At 60.6% G+C, this 19,721-nt stretch carries 15 protein-coding genes; 3 read left to right on the top strand and 12 right to left on the bottom strand.

Going from position 1 to position 19,721, the window contains the following annotated elements; all coding sequences use genetic code 11:
* Positions 1-291 precede the first annotated feature (291 nt).
* A complete protein-coding gene (locus SHEL_RS03380) occupies positions 292-1,920 on the top strand; it encodes an amidohydrolase (protein WP_012797856.1) in 1,629 nt (542 codons plus the stop codon).
* 83 nt (positions 1,921-2,003) lie between these two features.
* On the top strand, positions 2,004-2,552 hold the full coding sequence (hpf, locus tag SHEL_RS03375; protein WP_012797855.1) for a ribosome hibernation-promoting factor, HPF/YfiA family: 549 nt from the start codon (positions 2,004-2,006) through the stop codon (positions 2,550-2,552).
* Between the two features lie 562 nt (positions 2,553-3,114).
* Here hpf and SHEL_RS03370 read toward each other — a convergent pair.
* The 9 genes from SHEL_RS03370 to SHEL_RS03330 all read right to left on the bottom strand — a co-directional run bounded on the left by SHEL_RS03370 (position 3,115) and on the right by SHEL_RS03330 (position 13,024).
* Entirely contained in the window at positions 3,115-3,888 is a 774-nt protein-coding gene (locus tag SHEL_RS03370) for an amino acid ABC transporter ATP-binding protein (RefSeq protein ID WP_012797854.1), read from the bottom strand.
* Positions 3,889-3,897: 9 nt separating this feature from the next.
* A complete protein-coding gene (locus SHEL_RS03365) occupies positions 3,898-4,560 on the bottom strand; it encodes an amino acid ABC transporter permease (RefSeq protein WP_012797853.1) in 663 nt (220 codons plus the stop codon).
* 103 nt (positions 4,561-4,663) lie between these two features.
* Positions 4,664-5,524: a transporter substrate-binding domain-containing protein gene (locus SHEL_RS03360; RefSeq protein ID WP_012797852.1), complete on the bottom strand. Its 861-nt coding sequence runs from the start codon at positions 5,522-5,524 to the stop codon at positions 4,664-4,666.
* Between the two features lie 302 nt (positions 5,525-5,826).
* Positions 5,827-6,903 (bottom strand): DUF559 domain-containing protein, encoded by a 1,077-nt coding sequence (locus tag SHEL_RS14220; protein WP_012797851.1) that lies wholly within the window; start codon positions 6,901-6,903, stop codon positions 5,827-5,829.
* Between the two features lie 497 nt (positions 6,904-7,400).
* On the bottom strand, positions 7,401-8,267 hold the full coding sequence (locus SHEL_RS03350; protein ID WP_012797850.1) for a dimethyl sulfoxide reductase anchor subunit family protein: 867 nt from the start codon (positions 8,265-8,267) through the stop codon (positions 7,401-7,403).
* A gap of 6 nt (positions 8,268-8,273) precedes the next feature.
* Positions 8,274-8,981 carry a molecular chaperone TorD family protein gene (locus SHEL_RS03345; RefSeq protein WP_012797849.1) on the bottom strand — a complete coding sequence of 236 codons (708 nt, stop codon included), beginning with the start codon at positions 8,979-8,981 and terminating at the stop codon, positions 8,274-8,276.
* Positions 8,982-9,005: 24 nt separating this feature from the next.
* Complete coding sequence (locus SHEL_RS03340; RefSeq protein WP_012797848.1) at positions 9,006-9,638, bottom strand: DMSO/selenate family reductase complex B subunit; 633 nt, start codon at positions 9,636-9,638, stop codon at positions 9,006-9,008.
* A gap of 180 nt (positions 9,639-9,818) precedes the next feature.
* A complete protein-coding gene (locus tag SHEL_RS03335; RefSeq protein ID WP_012797847.1) occupies positions 9,819-10,463 on the bottom strand; it encodes a DMSO/selenate family reductase complex B subunit in 645 nt (214 codons plus the stop codon).
* A 23-nt stretch (positions 10,464-10,486) separates the two neighbouring features.
* The gene (locus tag SHEL_RS03330; RefSeq protein ID WP_012797846.1) at positions 10,487-13,024 is read right to left on the bottom strand and encodes a DMSO/selenate family reductase complex A subunit; all 2,538 of its coding nucleotides are present in this window, start codon (positions 13,022-13,024) and stop codon (positions 10,487-10,489) included.
* A gap of 224 nt (positions 13,025-13,248) precedes the next feature.
* Between SHEL_RS03330 and SHEL_RS03325 the strand changes: the two genes are divergently transcribed.
* Positions 13,249-14,811, top strand: a complete 1,563-nt coding sequence (locus SHEL_RS03325; RefSeq protein ID WP_012797845.1) for a LuxR C-terminal-related transcriptional regulator — start codon at positions 13,249-13,251, stop codon at positions 14,809-14,811.
* Here SHEL_RS03325 and SHEL_RS03320 read toward each other — a convergent pair.
* The 3 genes from SHEL_RS03320 to leuS all read right to left on the bottom strand — a co-directional run bounded on the left by SHEL_RS03320 (position 14,808) and on the right by leuS (position 19,332).
* Positions 14,808-15,941, bottom strand: coding sequence for a 4Fe-4S binding protein (locus tag SHEL_RS03320; protein ID WP_012797844.1), 1,134 nt, complete (start codon positions 15,939-15,941; stop codon positions 14,808-14,810). The two genes, SHEL_RS03325 and SHEL_RS03320, sit on opposite strands and share 4 nt — an antisense overlap.
* 126 nt (positions 15,942-16,067) lie before the next feature.
* Positions 16,068-16,706 (bottom strand): SanA/YdcF family protein, encoded by a 639-nt coding sequence (locus SHEL_RS03315; protein ID WP_012797843.1) that lies wholly within the window; start codon positions 16,704-16,706, stop codon positions 16,068-16,070.
* Positions 16,707-16,773: 67 nt separating this feature from the next.
* Positions 16,774-19,332 carry a leucine--tRNA ligase gene (leuS, locus tag SHEL_RS03310; RefSeq protein ID WP_012797842.1) on the bottom strand — a complete coding sequence of 853 codons (2,559 nt, stop codon included), beginning with the start codon at positions 19,330-19,332 and terminating at the stop codon, positions 16,774-16,776.
* Positions 19,333-19,721 lie beyond the last annotated feature (389 nt).

Raw genomic sequence — 19,721 nt, 5'->3', positions numbered from 1 at the left:
CTTCCCTTTCGGCAAAACCTCGCAAGCGTACCCAGCGCCTTCCGCCCTCGCGCCGATGGCATCGAAAAACGTTTCCATCTTTTACGAATGCGCCTAGTATACACAGACCTCACGTTTCAGCTGCGGGAATCAGGACAGCACCGCAAGCCCTTCGGCCAACACGCAGGCACCGCGCGCAAACGGCACATCGCCTCCGCCCTGCCGGCATTTCGCAACACGGTCTTCACGACGTCCGGCAAAGTGCTACCATCGCTACGGAGAGAGAAACCACCTGAGAACAAGAGGTATCCTATGCGCCCCGCTTCAACCATCATTACAAGCAACCACGTATTCACGGGCCTCGACGACGCCGCCCGGCCTTTGGCCGTCTGCATCCAGGACGGGATCATCGTCGATATTGTATCCCGCGAAAGCATCGATCTGCCCGCGGACAACGTCACCGATTACGAAGACGCGTTCATCTGCGCAGGTTTCCACGACGGACATCTGCACGCCTTCCATTCGGCGCTGTACTCAAGCCCTCTTGCCACCGACTATCTAGGCGCATCTGAAGCGGATTGCGTTCGCCACATGCAAGAGTTCGCAAAAACCCGACCGACCGGCTGGCTTCTCAGCCAGGGATGGCGCGAATACCGGTGGAACCCTTCGGGCATGCCGTCGAAGGCGTCGCTGGACGCGGCGTTTCCCGACCGCCCCGTGGCCATGTACTCCGGCGACGCCCACACCCTGTGGGTGAACACCTGCGCCCTGCGTGAACTGGGCATTACCGCCGACAGCGTGCCGCCGGCGGGCGGCAACTACGCCAAGGACAAAAACGGCGAGCTGACCGGCATCATCCAGGAGGCTGCGGCCATGGAGCTCATGCCCCGCATCGTCGGCGGGTTCTCAAACGACGAGATAGACGACGCCTACCGCTCCTTCACGCAGCGTCTGGCGGCCCAGGGCATCACAAGCATCTGCGACATGAGCCTCATGGCATTGCCCGGACTGGATTTCATCCGCGAGGACGTGTATTCGCGGCTGGACGAAGCGGGCGAACTGCCCGTACGCGTAACCATGTTCCCCACCCTGCTGGACGATACGTCGCGGTTCGATGCGCTGCACGAACGGTTCCGCGGACCCAAGCTGACGGCCCCTGGCTACAAGCAGTTCTTCGACGGCGTGTCCAGCATGCATACGGCGTACGTGCTTGAGCCTTACATCAATCCGTATTTCGAAGGCGACCGCGGACGCACCACCATCGCTTATGAGGACATGCGCGACCTGGTGCTGCGGGCGAACGCCGCCGGACATCCCGTGCGCATCCATACCATCGGCGACCAAGCGATTCACCTGGCCCTTGACATCTTCGAGGAATCCCTGGCGGCAAACGGCCCGCTGCCAGACGGTCTGCGCAACACTTTGGAGCATCTGGAGAACTTCCAGCCCGACGACATGGCTCGGTTAGCAAAGCTCGACGTCATCGCGTCGGTGCAGCCGCCCCACATCACGCTGGATCCACTGGGCCCCGAACGCGACCTGGGCGAGGACCGCTGCCGTTACATGTGGCCTTTCAAAACGTTTTTGGACGACGGCACCGTCATGGCCTTCGGCACCGACTCCCCTGTTGTTGCGCCGCGTTCCATGGACGTGCTCTTCTGCGCCGTGACGCGCCAGGATCCCAAGAGCCTCTGGCCCGAAGGCGGATGGCAGCCCCAAGAGCGAATCGGCATGGCGGACGCCCTTCGCGCCTACACGGCGGGATCGGCTGCCGCGGCGGAGCGCAGCGACATAGGGTTCCTGAAAACGGGACTCCGCGCTGACCTGGCAATCCTTGATACCGACCTGTTGTCTCCCCAGGTCAAAGCCGAGCCGACGCGCATTCTGCAGACCAAGGTGCTGGCAACGTACCTTGACGGGAAAACAACCTTTATCAGATAATTCGTCCCCCAAAACCACAGAGAGTGGTACCATGAAATCAGCCGGAAAGGCAGTATCTATCCGCTATAGAAAGGACGGAGTTTATGGACGTCAAGGTAGTTGGACGCAAGCTCACCGTCACCCCGACTATGAACGACTACGCCGTTGAGAAAATCGGCAACGCACTCAAGGTGCTTGACATTGATACGCTCGACGCCGAAGTCGTGCTCCGTGTCGAAAAGGCCCACGTAATTCCTTGCATCTGCGAAGTCACCATTCGCCCCAAGGGCCACATCGTCCATGTCGAAGAACGCGACAGCGACATGTATGCGGCCATCGATATCGCCGCCGCCAAACTGACCCGCCAGCTGCGCAAGTACAAGACCCGCGTCATCGAGAAGCGTGACGGCGAAACCATCCGCACCGCCGCCGACCCCGATTTCGACGCGCTCATGGCCGAGCTTTCCGCCGATGACGAAGTCGTCCGCGTGAAGGAAGTCGAGTTCACGCCCATGACCGAAGAACAGGCCTGCGTGCAGATCGACCTTCTGGGCCACGACTTCTTCGTGTACACCGACCGTGACACCAACGAGGTCAACGTTCTGTACCGTCGTGAGAACGGCGGCTATGGCCTGCTGAAGCCGAGGGCATAGCCGCGGCACAATGCTAGGCACCCCGAAGGGCTCCGGGTTTCCGGGGCCCTTCCTGTGTCAGTAGGGACGCTTCCGACTGACACATCAGTATCGTTCTTTATACAATTGGGGCAGAGGGAACCGCGCCCCCTTGTCGCTCGATGTGTCAGCAGGGGCGCTCCCCACCATTCCAGCCTGCTCCTCCGGCCCGAAGCCCACTTCTGCGCCAAGAGAATCAACTAGTGTACGACCGTTCGGCCCCGCTTCGCTCCTCGAAATGCATGCCCGCACATAGCCCCAGTTCAGACGCGTACCGATATGACACGCGCAACCCATTCCGGCGCGAAGTCGTACACTACTTGTTTTTCCTGGCGGAAAACGAGGGTTTCGGGCCAAGGAGCGGGATGCGATAAGATTGCACTCCGACCTAGCCGATGCCTCGCCGAAAAAGGGACAAAGGGCTACGTCCCCGATGTCCACTCCGTCCCCTATGTCCACTCGTCCCCGATGTCCACTTTATCCAAAAAACGGGGCAGAGGAAAAATGCTCCCCCGCCCCGCTCGGATGCGGATATGGAATAGGACTAGTCGGTTGCCTGCATGAGGAAGCGACGGGTGCGCTCGTGCTGCGGGTTGTTGATGACCTGGTCGGGCGTGCCGTCTTCCACAATCAGGCCGCCGTCCATGAACACGACGCGGTCGGCCACGTCGCGGGCGAAACCGATCTCGTGGGTAACGATGACCATGGTGCGATGCTCGGCCGCCAGGCTCTTGATGACCTTGAGCACCTCGCGGGTCAGCTCGGGGTCAAGCGCCGAAGTGGGCTCGTCGAAAAACACCACGTCAGGGTCGAGGCACAGGGCGCGTGCAATGGACACACGCTGCTGCTGGCCGCCGGACAGTTCGCAAGGCACCATGTCTTCCTTACCGGAAAGGCCCATGCGTTCGATGAGGCCCATCGCCTTGTCGCGGGCTTGGTCCTTGTCCATTTTGGCCACTCGCACAGGGGCGTCCATGACGTTCTGCAGAACCGTGCGATGTGGGAACAGGTTGAAGTTCTGGAACACCAGACCGAAGCGCTGGCGCGCCTGCTGCAGGGTCTTCTTGTCGCCGTAAACGGCGTTGCCCTGGGCGTCGGCCGTGGCCACCGGCAAATCGCCGTAGGTCAGGCTGCCCTTTTCGAACCGTTCCAGCAGCGTGGCGCAACGCAGAAGCGTGGACTTGCCGCCGCCGGACGAACCGATAATGCTCACCACGTCGCCTTGATACACCGAAAGGCTGATGTCCTTGAGCACGGTGTTGCTGCCGAAGCTCTTCTCGATGTTCTGGAGGCTGAAGATGCACTCTCTATCGCTCATGATGCCTCCTTAGTCGTGGTAGTAGCTCATGCTCTTCTCGATCTTGTTCAGGACGAACTCGACGAAGAGCGTGAAGATCCAGTAGATGACCGCCGCAATGGCGTAGGGAAGCATGCTCACATGTTTGGCCGCCAGGGCCTTGGCGAAGGTGAACATTTCGGCGACGCCGAGCACGAATGCCAGCGACGTGTCCTTGACCAGCGCGATGATCTCGTTGCCCATGGCAGGCAGGATGCGCTTGATGACCTGCGGCAAGATGATATACATGAAGGTCTGTACCTTCGTGTATCCCAGCACCTCGGCGGCCTCGTACTGGCCGCGCGGGATGGATTGGATGCCCGAGCGGTAGATTTCGCCGAAGTACGCGCTGTAGTTCAGGATGAAGCCGATGGAGCAAGCGGTCATGGTCCAGCCGGGGCCGAAAGACAGCCCGAACATGTAGTACGGTGCGAACATCCACACGAACAGCTGCAGCATGAGCGGCGTACCGCGCAGGATCGAGACGTAGATGCGGGCAAGCAACGCCAAGGGTTTGAAACTGCTCATACGGCACAACGCCACGACGACACCTAACGGCAACGCGCCGATAAGGGTGATGATGAAGATTCTCACGGTCATCCCGAAGCCGGAGACGAGCGTCGTGCACATTGCGGACACTACGGCCGGATCCATAGGCTCCCCCTTTCTTATGCGACGTCAACGACGCCGTAACGCAAAAACGAGCGGGGGCTCAAAGGCCCCTGCCCGATTCATTCTTGGCGGTTTACCGTCGGCACTATGCGCCGAGGCACCAGTTGGCGTAATCGATATCGCCTTCGTACTTGGCGCACAGCTCCTCGACGAAGCCTTCGGCGTCCATTTCCTTCAGCGTGTCGGTAACGGTCTGGGCCATGTCCTCCTGACCCAAGGCGAAGCCGACGGCGTAGTGCTCGGAGCTCAGCTGCTCGTCCAGCTGCTTGTAGGCATCCGGATTGGCGTTCATCTGGCTGATGGCGATGGACAGGTCGCAGGCGACCGCGTCGACGGTGCCCTGTTCGAGCTGCATGAACGCGGTGGTGTAAGCGGCGATGGTGGAAACCGCTCCGCCGTTGAAGGTGGCTGCCAGATCGGCGTAGTCGCCATCGGGAGACAGCAGCGTGAGGGCTGCGGAACCTGCCTGGGTGATGACATTCTTGCCGGCCAGATCTTCCAGGGAGTCGATGTCGGAGTCGGCCTTCACGACGACGACCTGGGCGTTAATCATGTAGGGCTCGGACCATGCGTACTGGTCTTCGCGGCCTTCGTAAGTGAAGCCGTTCCAGATGCAGGTGATGTCGCCGGAGCCGAGCAGGGCGTCCTTGGAGTCCCAATCGATGGGCTGGACCTTCAGAGTCCAACCGTTGCGGGCACAGACCTCATTGGCCAGGTCGAGGTCGAAGCCTGTGTAGGTCTGACCGTCATCGGCGACGTAACCTTCTTCGTCAGGGTCGGCCAGATAGCCATAAGGAGGATACTCCGCGTCGAAGCCGACGATGAAAGCGCCTTCTTCTTCGGCACCGCCACCGCCGCAGCCGACGAGACCAAACAAAGAAACAGAAGCAGCAGCGGTCATGCCCATTGCGATGACGTTGCGGCGGGTGTACAGGTTTTTAGCCATGGCATAGCCCTTTCTTATTAGATATCTCGATACTTTAGTAAACTAAAGTGACAGTGCGATAGTATACCATAGTGGCCGAATGCTCGTCACGCCCAACCAACAATGAGCCACAATACAGCAGAAATCAGCGGCACCACGCCGAAAGTCTCACCGTACGATGCAGCCCGAAACGGCCGAACGGTCTTATGTGCGGCACCCCATGTGCACGAAGCCGAGAAGTGTACGCCAAGAAGATCAGAAATCCCCTGTCCCATCCTCCTGACAGAATATTTATGCAACACATTTGAAAGATATGTTGATTATCATTGGCTGCTTATGCCGAAAACATGACCGTCAGGCACTTCCTCCTGTACACTTCTCGGTTTCGTGCACATGGGATAGTCGTCCGCCAGTATAAGGCGCCTCGTTTCGTGTCGCTTCTGCGTCACGCTTGCGCTGGCGGGGCGCCTGCGGATCTCCAGAGCCGCAAACAGGTCTCTGGCCAGATAGTCCATGCCCGCGTCTGTGGCAATATCTTCGTACTGCGCCCGCAACAAACGAAAACCTTTGCCCGACAAGATGTTGTCGCGATGCTTATCCCGCAATATGGCTTGATGAGACTGGTGCTGCCTTCCGTCGTACTCAAGAATCGCGTATATCACCGTGCCGTTAGGCAGCACACGCTTCCAGAGCATGTCGCCATCAAACTCACACCTGCCGTCTATCGGCCTCTGTCGCTCCAGAAGCGGTATTGCCGGATTGAGAATCGGAAGAGGAGCGCCGTACCCACCCATTCTGCTGGGTAGGCATAGGATTACGACCACCTTCGTCTCCATGGCAGACCACGAGTTCTCCCGAACATACCTAAGGGCCATCATGGCCTTGTCGTATCCGCGCGTACCAGGGAACCGTTCGACGAAAGACGCGAGGTCCGCCAGCGTCGTCAAAGCGGGAGGCCGCGGCCCGCCGAAATTGTAATAAGACCCCACCAGATACTTCCCACAAAGCTCCGTGCCGAGCTCAACCAGTTTCGGAATAGAGAGCTGGCCGGCCGACAGTAGGAACAGAAACTCAGGAGATGGCACGCAGAGCTCGTCGCTTACGACCCTGAGCATGCCGGATGCCAGTTCGCCAGACCACAATCGGTAGGTGACGCCTGCGTTCGCGCGCCGGACGGATCTGTTCGCCACGAGCACGCATACGGTATCGTACGCCGACAGCAAACCGTAGCTCTCAAGATCGACGCCCAAAACCTTCGACGGCGAGGAATCGCGGTTCGCCTGAGCCAACAGCTCAGGAACGTCCTTTGTGGACAGCATCGTATGACGCGCCGAAAAACGGTGGCTGCGGTAGTAATCCAAAGCGGTATGGCCAGAAACGATGATCATGCCAGCAAGCATAGCGGCCCACCCTTGCCAAATCGTATGTAAAACCTTAACGAATCCTTGTCGGAATCCGAATTCAATCTGATGCGGATTTGGCTTTTTCTGATGTACACCTGACCCGAAAGAAGCCCGCGTCTTTTTCATCAGGCGTTTTCGAGTTCTCGCCTTCGGGATCCGCACAATTCAGTCAGGAAAAGCAAGTCTGAACCCGCCACCGCAGCCGAGGGCCGCACAACTGCGATTGCGGAATGCGCCTTGCGCTGGCGGGGTATAGAGCCAGCGCGGCAACCGCCGCCTGATCGCATAGTGCGTAACGACGCTTGTGCACGAAACCGAGAAGTGTACGAGCAATCGGAAACAAAACGTCCGAAATACCTATAAGCACATCGGTAAAGAGTTACGTTATTCTACATATCATATGTTTCTGTTACTTATCTAGTATGCAGATCAGCGTGCGGAAGCATCACGGCCATACACTTCTCGGTTTCATGCACACGGCCGATGGACGCCAGTTAGAAACCGATGGAAAGATACGCCTCGTAGAACGGCAGCCGCACGATGACGGCCGAAACCAGGACCAGCGCCAAACCGAAGGCGCCGATGACGCGCGCCCGCCAGGTGGAAGTGATGCGCATGTCCAGCCCCCGGTATTGGATGGCCAGGCCGACCGCGCCGATCAGAATATGTCCGATGATGGCCGCAGGGTACCAGGGAACCTCGGCGATGGCCGTCGTCTCGTTGTTCACGACACCCGTCAGGAAATTCATATGTATGTATAGAAACACACTGCCGACAACCAGTGCCGCAGCAGACGCCCATAGCAAAACCTTGGGGAACATGCGGCTTTCAATCCGTGCCAGAAGCAGCGTGTACGAACCCAGAGCGCAACCACTGAACAGCGCCGTAAGCAGGAGGTTCACCGGAGTATGCCAGGTGTCCCAAGACGGCACGCTTTCTACGTTGTAAGCGACGGACATGAACGCCAGCATTGCGAACGCCGCCGCAACGCACAGCACGCAAAGCACGCGCATGAGGCCCCGCAACGGCCGCTCGCGGAAAGAAACCAACCAAAGCACGCCTGCGAACAGGAGAAAGAGGATGGTCGTCGCAACCTCGTTGGACAGAGGCGAGCGTCCTACCCCTAAGGCCACGTACAGGGCGTTGGCCGGGGTCCCCAGATGGGTAGCCGACGCGATGAACCCGAACCAGCCTGCCGCAAGAGGCAGCGCGATGAACCGATACAGCCGTACGACCTGGGATTCTTCAAGCGAACGACCGCGAATCCCCAGGAACAGGGCAAGACACAGGAATGCCACCGCACCGGCGGGAGCCAACGCGGTGAACACGGCAAGAGTTTGTCCGTTGAAGCCGGTTTCCATGCCGCGTTAGAAGAACCGGCGCCGGGCAGGTTGGACAGCCAGAAGATGCGCCACGTCGTCCAAGGTCAGGCGCGCAAGCACCGCAGCACCCGTGTAGGTGAAGGACTGGGTGTCCGCCTGGAACAGCTCCAGGAAATGGTCGGCCCAGGGCAGGAAGTGGTCGCCCAGGAATTCCGGCAGCAGGTCGGGGCGGCTGTCGGAAAGCTCCGCAGCCAGCAGCATCATGCGACCGATCTGGTCCTCGGGCTCGCGTTCCTGGTAGAGCGTGGTCACGCCGTTGCTGCGCATCCAGTCGCGAAGCGCGTTCCACGTCCAGCCGAACAGCACGCGGTCATGGTCCATGTAGACCGAACCGTACGGAGCCGCCTTGCGGTTTCCCGTACCGCGGAAGAGGCGCATGAACTCCAGGTCGCGCTTGTACAGGTCTTCGTTGGCACCGGCCCGCAACAGTCCTTGGGCCTGATCAAGCTGGTCTTCTGTCCCAAAAGGCCAATCCGCGCGCAGGTCCATGACCTCCAGAGCCTGGACGGCCTCCAGGGCCTCGCCGTGGATGGGACGCAAAAGGAAGATGGTTCCCAGAAGTCGCATGGCGCCTGCGAACGCCGCGCGAAAGTCCTCGTCGTCAAGCATTTCCCGCATGGCGGCCTCATCGGTCACGCACCACGGCTCCTTCTCGTTCATGGCGCGTTCGCGTCGTACGAATTCGGTCTCCATACCAGTTCCTTCCATCACGCGAGGTTATTCCTCGTGGTTGTTCTCAATCTCGAGCCAGTTGACGACGCTGCCCTCTTCGGCCATTTCGGAATCGGCGGCCGGCGACTTTTTCACCATCAGGTTCGGGCTGGTCAGCTTCGAATCAGGCAACGGCAGGATGTTCGCGTCGAACGTGCCGTGCCGCGCGATCAGATCGTCGACCTCGCCGAAGTCCAGCGCCCGCAGCGGACAGGCCTCCACGCAGATGGGGCGCTTGCCGGCTGCCACGCGGTCCGAGCAGCCGTGGCACTTCGAGCTCTGGCGCAGGATCGGGTCGATGGACGGCGCGTGGTACGGGCAGGCGATGGTGCAGTATCCGCAGCCCACGCAGCGTTCGTTGTTGACCACCACAAGACCCAGGTCGTTTTTATGCATGGCGCCGGTCGGGCATACATGGACGCATTCGGGGTTTGCGCAGTGGTTGCATGCCAGCGAGATGTGGTAGCAGAACGCACTGGTCGAGAAGGTGCCGTCGCCGTTGTCGATCCAGGTTCCGCCTTCGTAGTCGATGATCCGCCGGTATTTGCGGCCCGCAGGTAAGTCGTTGTAGTCCACGCAGGCCATTTCGCAGGTTCGGCAACCGGTGCAGCGGCTGTTGTCGAAAAAGAACCCCAGCACCGTTTCACCTTCCCCGAATAGCGATGCCGCCGGTTGTTCGCATACCCGGCATTATACCTTCCCGCCGCTCGCGGCCGGTCGGCGCCGCGAAAATGCAGAAGCGCCCTGCATCCTGGGGATGGTGGACGGGATGCAGGGCTTGTCCTGGCAACGCCTGATGGGGCAGGCGGCTGCCGCGCGTTAGATGATTTCGCGGGCGGGCTCCAGGTCGATTTCCTTCTGGTTGCTCACCATGCCGGTGGTGTCGCCGACCTCCTTGCAGGCAGGGCAGGTGCCGATGAGGATGGACGGGGTGGTCTGCGAAGGATCGGCCAGAGGCGCGATGCCGTCGACGGCGTCGGGATACTTGGTCTTGAGCTCCTCGATGTCGCCCCAATCCAGGGCGCGCAGCGGGCAGGCGTCGACGCAGATGGGACGCAGGCCGGCGGCCACGCGGTCGCGGCACATGTCGCACTTGCGGGACTTCTGCTCCACGATGACGGGCACGCTGTAGGGGCAGGTGTTCGCGCAGGTGCCGCAGCCGATGCAGACTTCAGGATCGGACTGGACGATGCCGGTCTCGGGGTCCTTCTGCATGGCGCCGGTCGGGCAGTTGGCCACGCAGGCGGGGTTCGCGCAATGGTTGCAGGCGGCGCTTACGTGGTATGCGAAGGCGGTCTGGGTGAAGGTGCCGTCGCCGTTGTCGGTCCAATCGCCGCCCTCGTAGTCGAAGATCTTGCGGAAGGCCACGGTCTCGGCCAGGTCCTTGTTGTCCTTGCACGCCATTTCGCAGGTACGGCAACCGGTGCAGCGTGCGCTGTTGAAGTAGAATCCGTATTGAGTCATGAGTATTCCCCCTGGTACCTAACTTAAGCCTTGGCGACTTCGGCGATCATGGAATGGGCAGGGCCGTTGCCCTTGGCGTACGGCGTCGGATGGTAGACGGACAGCGTGTTCACGCAGCCGCCCTCGTCGATGCGGTCGCCTTCCATATCTGCCTTGCGCCACGAACCCTGGGGCACGGCGATCGTGCCGGGTACGATGCGGGAGGTCACCTTGGCCTCGATCTTGATCTGGCCTGCGGGCGACGTCACGATGACCTGGTCGCCGTTGGCGATGCCGCGGGCCTCGGCGTCCATGGGGTTGATCCACAGCTGCTGACGGGCGACCTGCTCGAGCTCGCGGATGAAGCCGTAGGAGCTGTGCGTGCGGCTCTTGTGATGGAAGCCGGTGCAGTACAGCGGATACTCATCGGTCACCGAGCCGTAGCCGTGGAAGCCGGGGTTGAAGATGGGCAGCGGCTGGATGGGTTCGTCCTCGTACTCGAGCTCCCACTCATCGTTGAGGGCGGCGAGCTGCTCGGAGTAGATTTCGATCTTGCCGGACGGGGTGCCCAGGGCATTGGCCTCAGGGTCGTCGCGGAACGCCTTCAGGCCGACGGAGGGGTCGACGGGCAGCTTGAACACGCCCTGCTCCAGGATTTCATCCCAGGTAGGCATCTCGATGCCATAGGCCTCGGAGAAGTTGTTCTCGTAGAGGTACTTCACCCAGTCGTCATGGGTCATGCCGCCGTTGGTGAAGGCATCGCGCATGTCGAAGCGTTCGGCCAAATCGGCCAACACATCATAGGAGCTGCGGCACTCGCCGGGAGCTTCCTGGGCGGGGTTGCCGACGGTGACGCCGGCGTAGTACTCGGCGTAGCCCTGGGTCTGCATGTTCATCTGCTCGGAGCGCATGGCGTCCGGCAGGATCAGGTCGGAGTACTTCGCGGAGTCGGTCATGACGGTATCCCAGGTCATGATGAACAGGTCGTCATCGGAGATGGAATTGAGGACATCATAGACCTTGTTGGCGTCGCCGTGCTGGTTGGTGATGCAGTTGCCGGCGTAGTTCCAGATGAAGTGGATGTTCGTGTGGAGCATGCCGTCGTTGTCGTCGAGCTCGCCTGCGGGATCGACGATGCCGCCCTTCTTCACGCCCATCTCGGTGCCGTGGTCGACGACGTTGAGCCACTGGTACACGGGGATCAGGATGGAGCAGCCCTGGGTAACGGGGCCGTTCTCGTCGGCGCCGGGGATGCTGCCGACCAGGTAGATGGGCGGCTCGGCCTCACGCTGGCCGGTGTTGGTGCCGGGAAGGCCGATCTTGCCCAGCGCGATGGGAACCATGCAGATGGCGCGACAAGCCTCTTCGCCGTTGGTGTGGCGCTGCGGACCCCAGCCCTGCACCACGAAGGGAGCTTCGGCGTTTTCGAGGTCGGCGGCCAGAGCGCGGATGGTGTCGGCCGGAATCTGGGTGATGGGAGCGGCCCATTCGGGGGTCTTCTCCACCTTGTCGTAGCCGGTACCCATGATGTAGTCGTAGTAGGAAAGGTTCTTGCCCTTGGAGCCTTCGGGCATGGTGTCCTCGTTCCATCCTACGCAGTAGGTGGACAGGAAGTCCTCGTCGGTCTTGCCGTCGGCGATGAACTCATGGATGAGGGCTGCGCACAGCGCGGCGTCGGTGCCGGTGCGGATGGGCAGCCACTCTTCGGGATGGCCCGAAGAGGTTTCGTTCAGACGATAGTCGATGTTGACGATCTTGCCGCCGCGGGACTGGACGGCTTCGCGCACCTTGGCGAAGTCCCACACGGCGTTGATGCCGCCCATGCGGGTTTCTGCCGGAGAGTTGCCGAACATGACCACCAGGTCGGAGTTGGCTTCGGCCTCGCTGAAGGAAGAGGCGTGCACGTTGTCGTAGGGCGAGAACTGGGTGCCGTACATGAAGGGCATAATAGCCTGCAGCATGTGCGTGGAGTAGTCGTACAGCTGGTCAACGCAGCCGCCGATGCAGTTCAGGAAACGCTTGGACGGATTGCCGGTGGTCGAATACATGCCGGTGGCGTAGATGCGGTAGATGGCCTCGTTGCCCCACGTGTCGATGGTGTACTGCAGCTTGTCATGCAGCAGGTCCAGAGCCTCGTCCCACGTGATCTGCTCGAACTCGCCGGAACCGCGCTTGCCCACGCGCTTCATGGGATAGAGCAGACGCTCGGAGCTGTTCAGCCAGCGACGCATGCTGCGGCCGCGCAGGCAGGCGCGGGCCTGGAAGTTCTCGTCGTCTCCCGTGTTGTCGGTCTCCATATAGGTGACCTTGCCGTCCTGGGAATGCCACTGGAACACGCAGTTACCGCCGCAGTTGACATTGCACTGGCACCAGGTGATGGTGTCCTCGGGAAGTGCGTTAGGAGCCGGCATGCTTGCGGCTTCCTCGGCGCTTTCGGGTGCGGTCGTTTCTCCACCCTCTTCGCTCGGCGAGCAGCCGAACATGGATGCACCGCCCAGAACGCCGGCGGTCGCAACGGCGCCCGCGAACGAGCCCTTCACGAATTTACGGCGCGAGACGGTAAGCTCGTCGTTCTTGACCATAAGTTCCCCCCTTTTGTATCAAGAATCAAGAATACTTCGGGCCTGCGTTGCCCGTTCTGGTGCAGAAAATACGGCAAATCGGTGCCGGAGGCATCACATACCGCATGTGATTTTTGCATTTTACCAGTTCAAGACAGAGTATGTGATATGTGTTATTGGATTAACGCTTGCATTCGCGGCGAAGTCTTGCGACACTTCTTCCGAGCGATTAGAGGAGGACGGGGTTGCAGACGGAAGCGCTACGCCCGCATATTTCCATGCTTGGATACGCCATGTTCATGGTCATCAACGCCACCCAGGCATGGGGCGGCGTCTTCCCGTTTCTGCCCGCAAGCTTCCAAACCGAGCAAGTCACCATCATCTTCTACCTTGCCCAGTCGATCGCCTTCTTCGTCGCTTTCGCATCCAGCACCATCGGCGTCTACTTCCTTCCAGGCGGAGCACGGCGCATGCTGGTGTTTCTCGTGACCAGCATGATCTTCCTCGGGTCTTCAAGCGTCATCGCAGCCATGTATGTGCCGGCTTTCACCATGGCATTCGTCGTCGCGGGCGGCGTGCTGCTAGGCGTGGGATGCGCCGGAGGCTTCATGCTTTGGCAACGTTACTTCGCATCCGCCGACCCCGTCGAAGGCAACTTCCGGCTGCTGTGCGGCAGCGCGGTCGCGGCCGTTCTGTACATGGCGCTGTACCTGGTCCCCAACGCGTTGACGGCGTTCCTCATTCCCGTGGTCATGCTGCCCATCTGCGCGCTGGCGTTTACCCTGTGCGTACGTGAGATGGATTTCCAGCAGCCCATGTTTGAAGACGTGCCCCGCCAGCATCCCCAAGTGTATGTGACGGTAATCAAGGACTTCTGGCCAAGTGCGGTTGCTGTGGCCGCCCTCGGGTTCGCCAGCGGCCTTGCGCGCGGCGTGGCCGTTCTGGACGCCGGCGTCAACAGCCTGGTCAACTCCGTGTCCATGGTGGGTTTGTTTCTGGCGGCCGTCGGCCTGCTGTTCGCGTGGCGCACCTTCTCCATCCGATTCGACATCAGCCGCATCTTCACGGTGTCGTTCCCCATTCTGGCTTTGGGCTTGCTGGTGTTCCCTTTCATGCAGGGCATGGTTGGCCTGAGCATGTTCGCGGGCATGGCCTACATGCTTTTCTCCATCATCGTGCTGGCCATCATGATGCAGAGCGCACAGATTTCCCGCGACCGCGGCATCAACCCCGTATTCGCCTACGGATTCTTCGGAAGCTATGCTTACGGCGCCCAAGGCATCGGTTTCGTGCTGGGATGGATCGCCTACGGATCCAAGCTTGGAAACCTGAGTAGCATCGCCATGCTATCGCTGTTTGCCATGTACATGGCGGGCATGGCATTGTTCCTTGTCTGGACGGCCCATCTGCGCAGCGACGCCCGGGCTGAAAAACGCGCCGAGCAGGTCGAGCTCATCAAGCTGACGAAGAAGAAGCCTGCGCCCGCGCCGGATGCCGCCGCGGAAACAACCCCGTCGCCGGAGGGCAAGCCGGAAAGCCCTGTTACAAAGGCGGAAGCGAACGGTCGAGAAATCACCGACCGTATGTCGAAGCAGTGCCTGGTGTTGCAGGAGCAATACGGGCTTTCGACCCGCGAGACCGAGGTGATGGAAGCCATCGCCCGCGGCATGACCGTTGCGCGAATCGCCGAGGACCTGTTCATCTCCGAGAACACGGTGCGTACCCACAGCAAGCACATCTACACCAAACTGGACATCCACTCCAAACAGGAGCTCACGCTTATGGTCCAGAACACCGCGATCGGCTAACGGCGGCCTCCGATGCCGAATTTCCTGCGGTTGCAGGTTTGGCACACGGTATCCTCTTCGTTGTCGGGTTTGAAGGGACGCTTGCATTTCTCGCACAGCTTGACGCTGATGGGCGTCTCGTTGTATGCCGGCACCTTCTTGGTCGTGATCTTATCCCAACCGCCGATGTTGCTGATGGGACAGCTGATGTAGCACAGGCCGCACTGGGTGCAGCGGCTGGCCTCGTGAATGTAACTCTGCGGATACTGGAACTCTTCGATCTGGGTTTCCTCAGTGTCGTTGGCACCGGGGCCGACCCGAAGCACGCTGCTGTATTCCGACGCGGTCACGTCGGGAATGTTGAGCTTGATGGAGTCGTGCGGACACATACGGCCGCAGATGATGCAACCGCGGCAATCGCCGTCCTGCACAAGCGTTTCCCATGTGACGGCGGGACGATTCTCTTCGGGGATGCTCTCGAGGGACTCCAACAGCAAGGCGCGATAATGCGACACCTTCGGCGGATTCTCCGCGACGATCTGCTCGGCGCCCGATTTCACAGCGCCGAACGCAGAGCTGAAGGCATGGCGCTTCGCGGCACCCGCTGAGGCCTTCCCCTCCTCCGGTTCGGCCGTGAAGAACCGGCGCAAGAACTCCTCTTTCCCGAAGAAGCGACGGAGCTTCTTCACCTTGCCCTTGACCTCTTCCACAAGGAACTCGTTGGGGCACTCGCGGCAGATTTTGGTTTTGAGCACGATGCCTTTCGAAAGGGACATGGCGGCCAACAGTTCCCAAGGCATGCAGCCGATGCAGGCGCAGCGCACGTCCGCATGGCCCTCGTAGTCGTCGCACGCCACGACGATATAGTCGCCGTCGGTATCCAATGCGGAAAGCGTGCTGGTCAGCGAGGTGGTCGACTCATGGATCGCTTCCGTCGGACACATGGTCACGCACAGGTTGCAGTTGATGCATCCCTTCCAGTTGGGTTTGCGCGCGGAGATGTTGAGCTGTTCGGGGCAGACGTCCGAGCAGGTGGTGCAAGGCGTTTTACGCTGGATGGTGTTCAGACAGTACGAATCCATCCTGAACGGATGGCTTTCGTGAGCGAAATATCCGACGGCATACAATGCGAGGTCGTCAGCAATTGCCATGTTTCCCCCTAACAGCAACAAACTCTGGCAAATAGTGTACTACTACTTGTCAAGAGTAAAGGTTTCCGTTTGGGGGCAATGTGGAATGTAGACGTAAAGCCGAAAGGGAAACCGGCGAGTCCGCAGCTAGTATTCGAACGGCGTGATCTGGTTTTCCGGGGCTGCGCCAGCCAGGGCCAAAAACCCGTCATGGCAGCGGCTGGCCACCTCGCGCACGTCGTACCACAACTGGTCGTTGTAGGTGCCGTTGTCGCTGACGACGCCGACGGCATCCATGCCGCAGCTTTTGGCGTCGAACACGGACCTGTACAGGTGGTATTCCTGGGTGATGACGATGCAGCTGTCGGCGCCGTATATGTTGGCCAGACGCCACATGGTGTCGTACGTGTGGTAGCCGGCCCGGTCCAGCACGATGGCATCGGCGGGAACGCCCTGCTCGATGGCGTATTGTTTCATGTGGAAAGGCTCATCGTAGTTGGATTCGGTCCCGTTGCCGGACATGACGATCACGGGAGCCGCACCGCTTTCGTATAGCGCGATGGCGGCGTCAAGGCGCCCCTTCAGGATGTCGGAGGGCGTGCCGTCCGGCAGCACGCTGGCGCCCAGCACGACGATGCATTCCGCCTGCACGTCCAGCTCCTGTGCCTGCTCCAACGTATAGTCGTCGGTGGTTGCGGACATCACGACCCAAGCGTTGAGACCGCCCACCACGACAACGGCGGCGATCAGCAGCGCAAGGAGGAATTTGAGGAAGCCCTTGACCACATGCGACCTTTCTCATATACGAAAACGCCGGCCAGGCACCTGTCCCGGCCGGCGTTCGATCAATGGACTATTTGACGACGATGTTGACCAGTCGACCGGGAATGACGATGGTCTTCACGACGCTCTTGCCTTCGGTTGCCTTGCTTGCAGCCTCGAGGGCTTCGGCGGCGATATCGTCCTGGGCGGCGTCGGCGGCCACGGTAATGCGGGCCTTCACCTTGCCGTTGACCTGGACAGCCAGCTCGACCTCGCCAGCTTTAGCCTGCTCAGGATCGAATTCCGGCCAGGGCTGCTTGTGCAGGAAACCGTCCTTGCCCAGCACGGTGACCCACAGTTCCTGGGCCCAGTGCGGGGTGATGGGGGCCATGAGCAGAACCAGGACCTCGGCCACTTCGGCGGTCAGCGCAGCGTCGCGGGCGTCTGCCGGCGTGATGCGCAGATAGTCGGTGGCGGCATTGCACAGCTCCATGATGGCAGAAATGGCCGTATTGAAGTTGTTGCGTTCGAAGTCGGCGGCAACCTTGCCCACCACACGGTGGCGCTCACGCTTCAGCTTGGCGGCAGCCGCCTCGATCTGCTGCTGCGTGCCGGCCTCCTGGAAATAGGTGTTCTCGTCCGCGCAACCGACCAGGTCGTTCACGATGCGCCAGGCGCGGTTCAGGAACTTGTACAGACCGGCCAGGCCGTCCTCGTTCCAGAGCAGTTCCTTGTCGGGCGGCGCCATGAACAGGATGTAGGCGCGCACGGCGTCGGCACCGTAGGAGTCGATCATAACCTCGGGGCTCACCACGTTGCCCTTGGACTTGCTCATGACATCGCCGTTGCTGTCCAGCACCATGCCCTGGCACAGCAGGTTCTTGAAAGGCTCGTCGAAATTCAGCATGCCGCAGTCGCGCAGAACCTTGGTGAAGAAACGGCTGTACAGCAGGTGCAGGATGGCGTGCTCGATGCCGCCGATGTACTGGTCGACGGGCAGCCAGGCGTTGGCCTTGGCCGGATCGAAGGGCGCCTCGCTGTTGTGGGCGTCGGTATAGCGCATGTAATACCAGCTGGAGCAGGTGAAGGTGTCCATGGTGTCGGTTTCGCGACGCGCAGGGCCGCCGCACTTGGGGCAGGTGCACTTCGCGAATTCCTCATGGGTTGCCAGCGTTTCGCCGGCGGCCAGATCGATGTCCTCGGGCAGCAGCACGGGCAGATCCTCTTCGGGAACAGGCACCACGCCGCACTCGGGACAATGGATGGCGGGAATGGGGTTACCCCAGTAGCGCTGGCGGCTGATGAGCCAATCGCGCAGGCGGAACTCGACCTTGCGGCCGCCCATGCCCATTTCCTCCAGCTTGGCGACGACGGCCGACTCGCCTTCGGAGTGCTTGCCGCCGACCATGCCGGTGTATTCGCCGGACTGGACCAGGATGCCTTCGGCCGCCATGGCCTCATCCCAGTCGACCTTGGTCACGACGCGGTTCTTCTCATCCTTGAGCTGCGGATACAGCGGATCGTCCTGAGTCAGGATGATGGGGATGATGGGCAGGTCGTACTTGCGGGCGAACTCGAAGTCGCGCTGGTCGCCGCAGGGCACGGCCATAACCGCGCCGGTGCCGTAATCGGCCACGACATAGTCGGCCACCCAAACCGGCACCTTCTCGCCGTTGATGGGGTTGACCACATAGCGGCCGGTGAAGCAACCGTGCTTCTCACGGTTGCCCTGGGCACGCTCAACGGCCGTAATTTTCTTGGAGGCCTCGACCAGGTCCATGACCGGTTTCTCGTATTCGGAGCCGCAGACCATCTCATGCAGACCCTTGTATTCCGGCGCCAGCACGAAGAAGCTGCATCCGAACAAGGTGTCTGCGCGGGTGGTGAACACGGTGATATAGTCTTCGTCGGCAGGCTGCGCCGGGATGTTGCCGTCAGCGTCGCACAGCAGGAACTTGACCTCGGCGCCTTCGGAGCGGCCGATCCAGTTGGCCTGCTGCTGCTTGACACGCTCGGGCCAACCATCCAGCTGGTCCAGGTCGTCCAACAGTTCCTGGGCGTAGTCGGTAATCTTGAGGTACCACTGCGTCAGGTCGCGCTTCTCGACCTCGGAATCGCAACGCCAGCATTTACCCTCGATGACCTGCTCGTTCGCGAGAACAGTGGCACAGCTCGGGCACCAGTTGACCGGCGAGTTGCGGCGCTCGACCAGACCGCGTTTCCAGAACTGTTCGAAAATCCACTGGCCCCAGCGGTAGTACTCGGGGTCGCAGGCGACGACCATGCGGTCCCAGTCGTAGGAGAAGCCCATGCGCTTGAAGCTGGCCTTCTGCGTGTCGATGTTCTGGTACGTCCACACGGCTGGGTGGCTGTTGCGCTTGATTGCTGCGTTTTCGGCAGGCAGACCGAAGGCATCCCACCCCATGGGATGCAGGACGTCGAATCCGCGCATGGTGGCGTAACGGGCAGTCACGTCGCCAATGGTGTAGTTGCGCGCATGGCCCATGTGGATGTCGCCCGACGGATAGGGGAACATCTCAAGAACGTATTTCTTCGGGCGATCGGAATCGTCCGCGACCTTGTACAGGTCGGCTTCCTCCCAGGCCTTCTGCCAGCGAGGCTCTATGTCATGAGGGTTGTACTCTTTCATATGGGCTCCCAGCTTCTCGCGAAAACATGAATTTCGTTATTATACGCCTTGACGCGCCAAAGGCCAGCTGGAACGCCTAAACCACGAAAGCAACGCGCAACATGCCCCCGGCGTGACGGGGTCGAAACTGGAGTCGATCCCGCAGCCGGGCCTACGGAACGTTCGAATCGTCGTGAAGACGACTTCGTCAGCCCCACCCGACTAATCTTTTGCTATGCTGCGGTCACAAGAGCGGTGCCGGATGCCAATAGACGATCGGACGTCTGGGCGAAACGCGCCGTTATCGGTGGATCGAGCCCATCCCACGGTAAGCACCTTTGACGGTTAATTAGAGATTCTTTCGGAAAAATCGCCCAATGTGCCCTATAGCTCACATGGTTTCTTCCAAT

The sequence above is a fragment of the Slackia heliotrinireducens DSM 20476 genome, from assembly GCF_000023885.1.
Taxonomy (GTDB): Bacteria; Actinomycetota; Coriobacteriia; order Coriobacteriales; family Eggerthellaceae; genus Slackia; species Slackia heliotrinireducens.
Note: the sequence above shows the minus strand (reverse complement) of the source record. Positions and strands in the feature narration are given on the sequence as shown.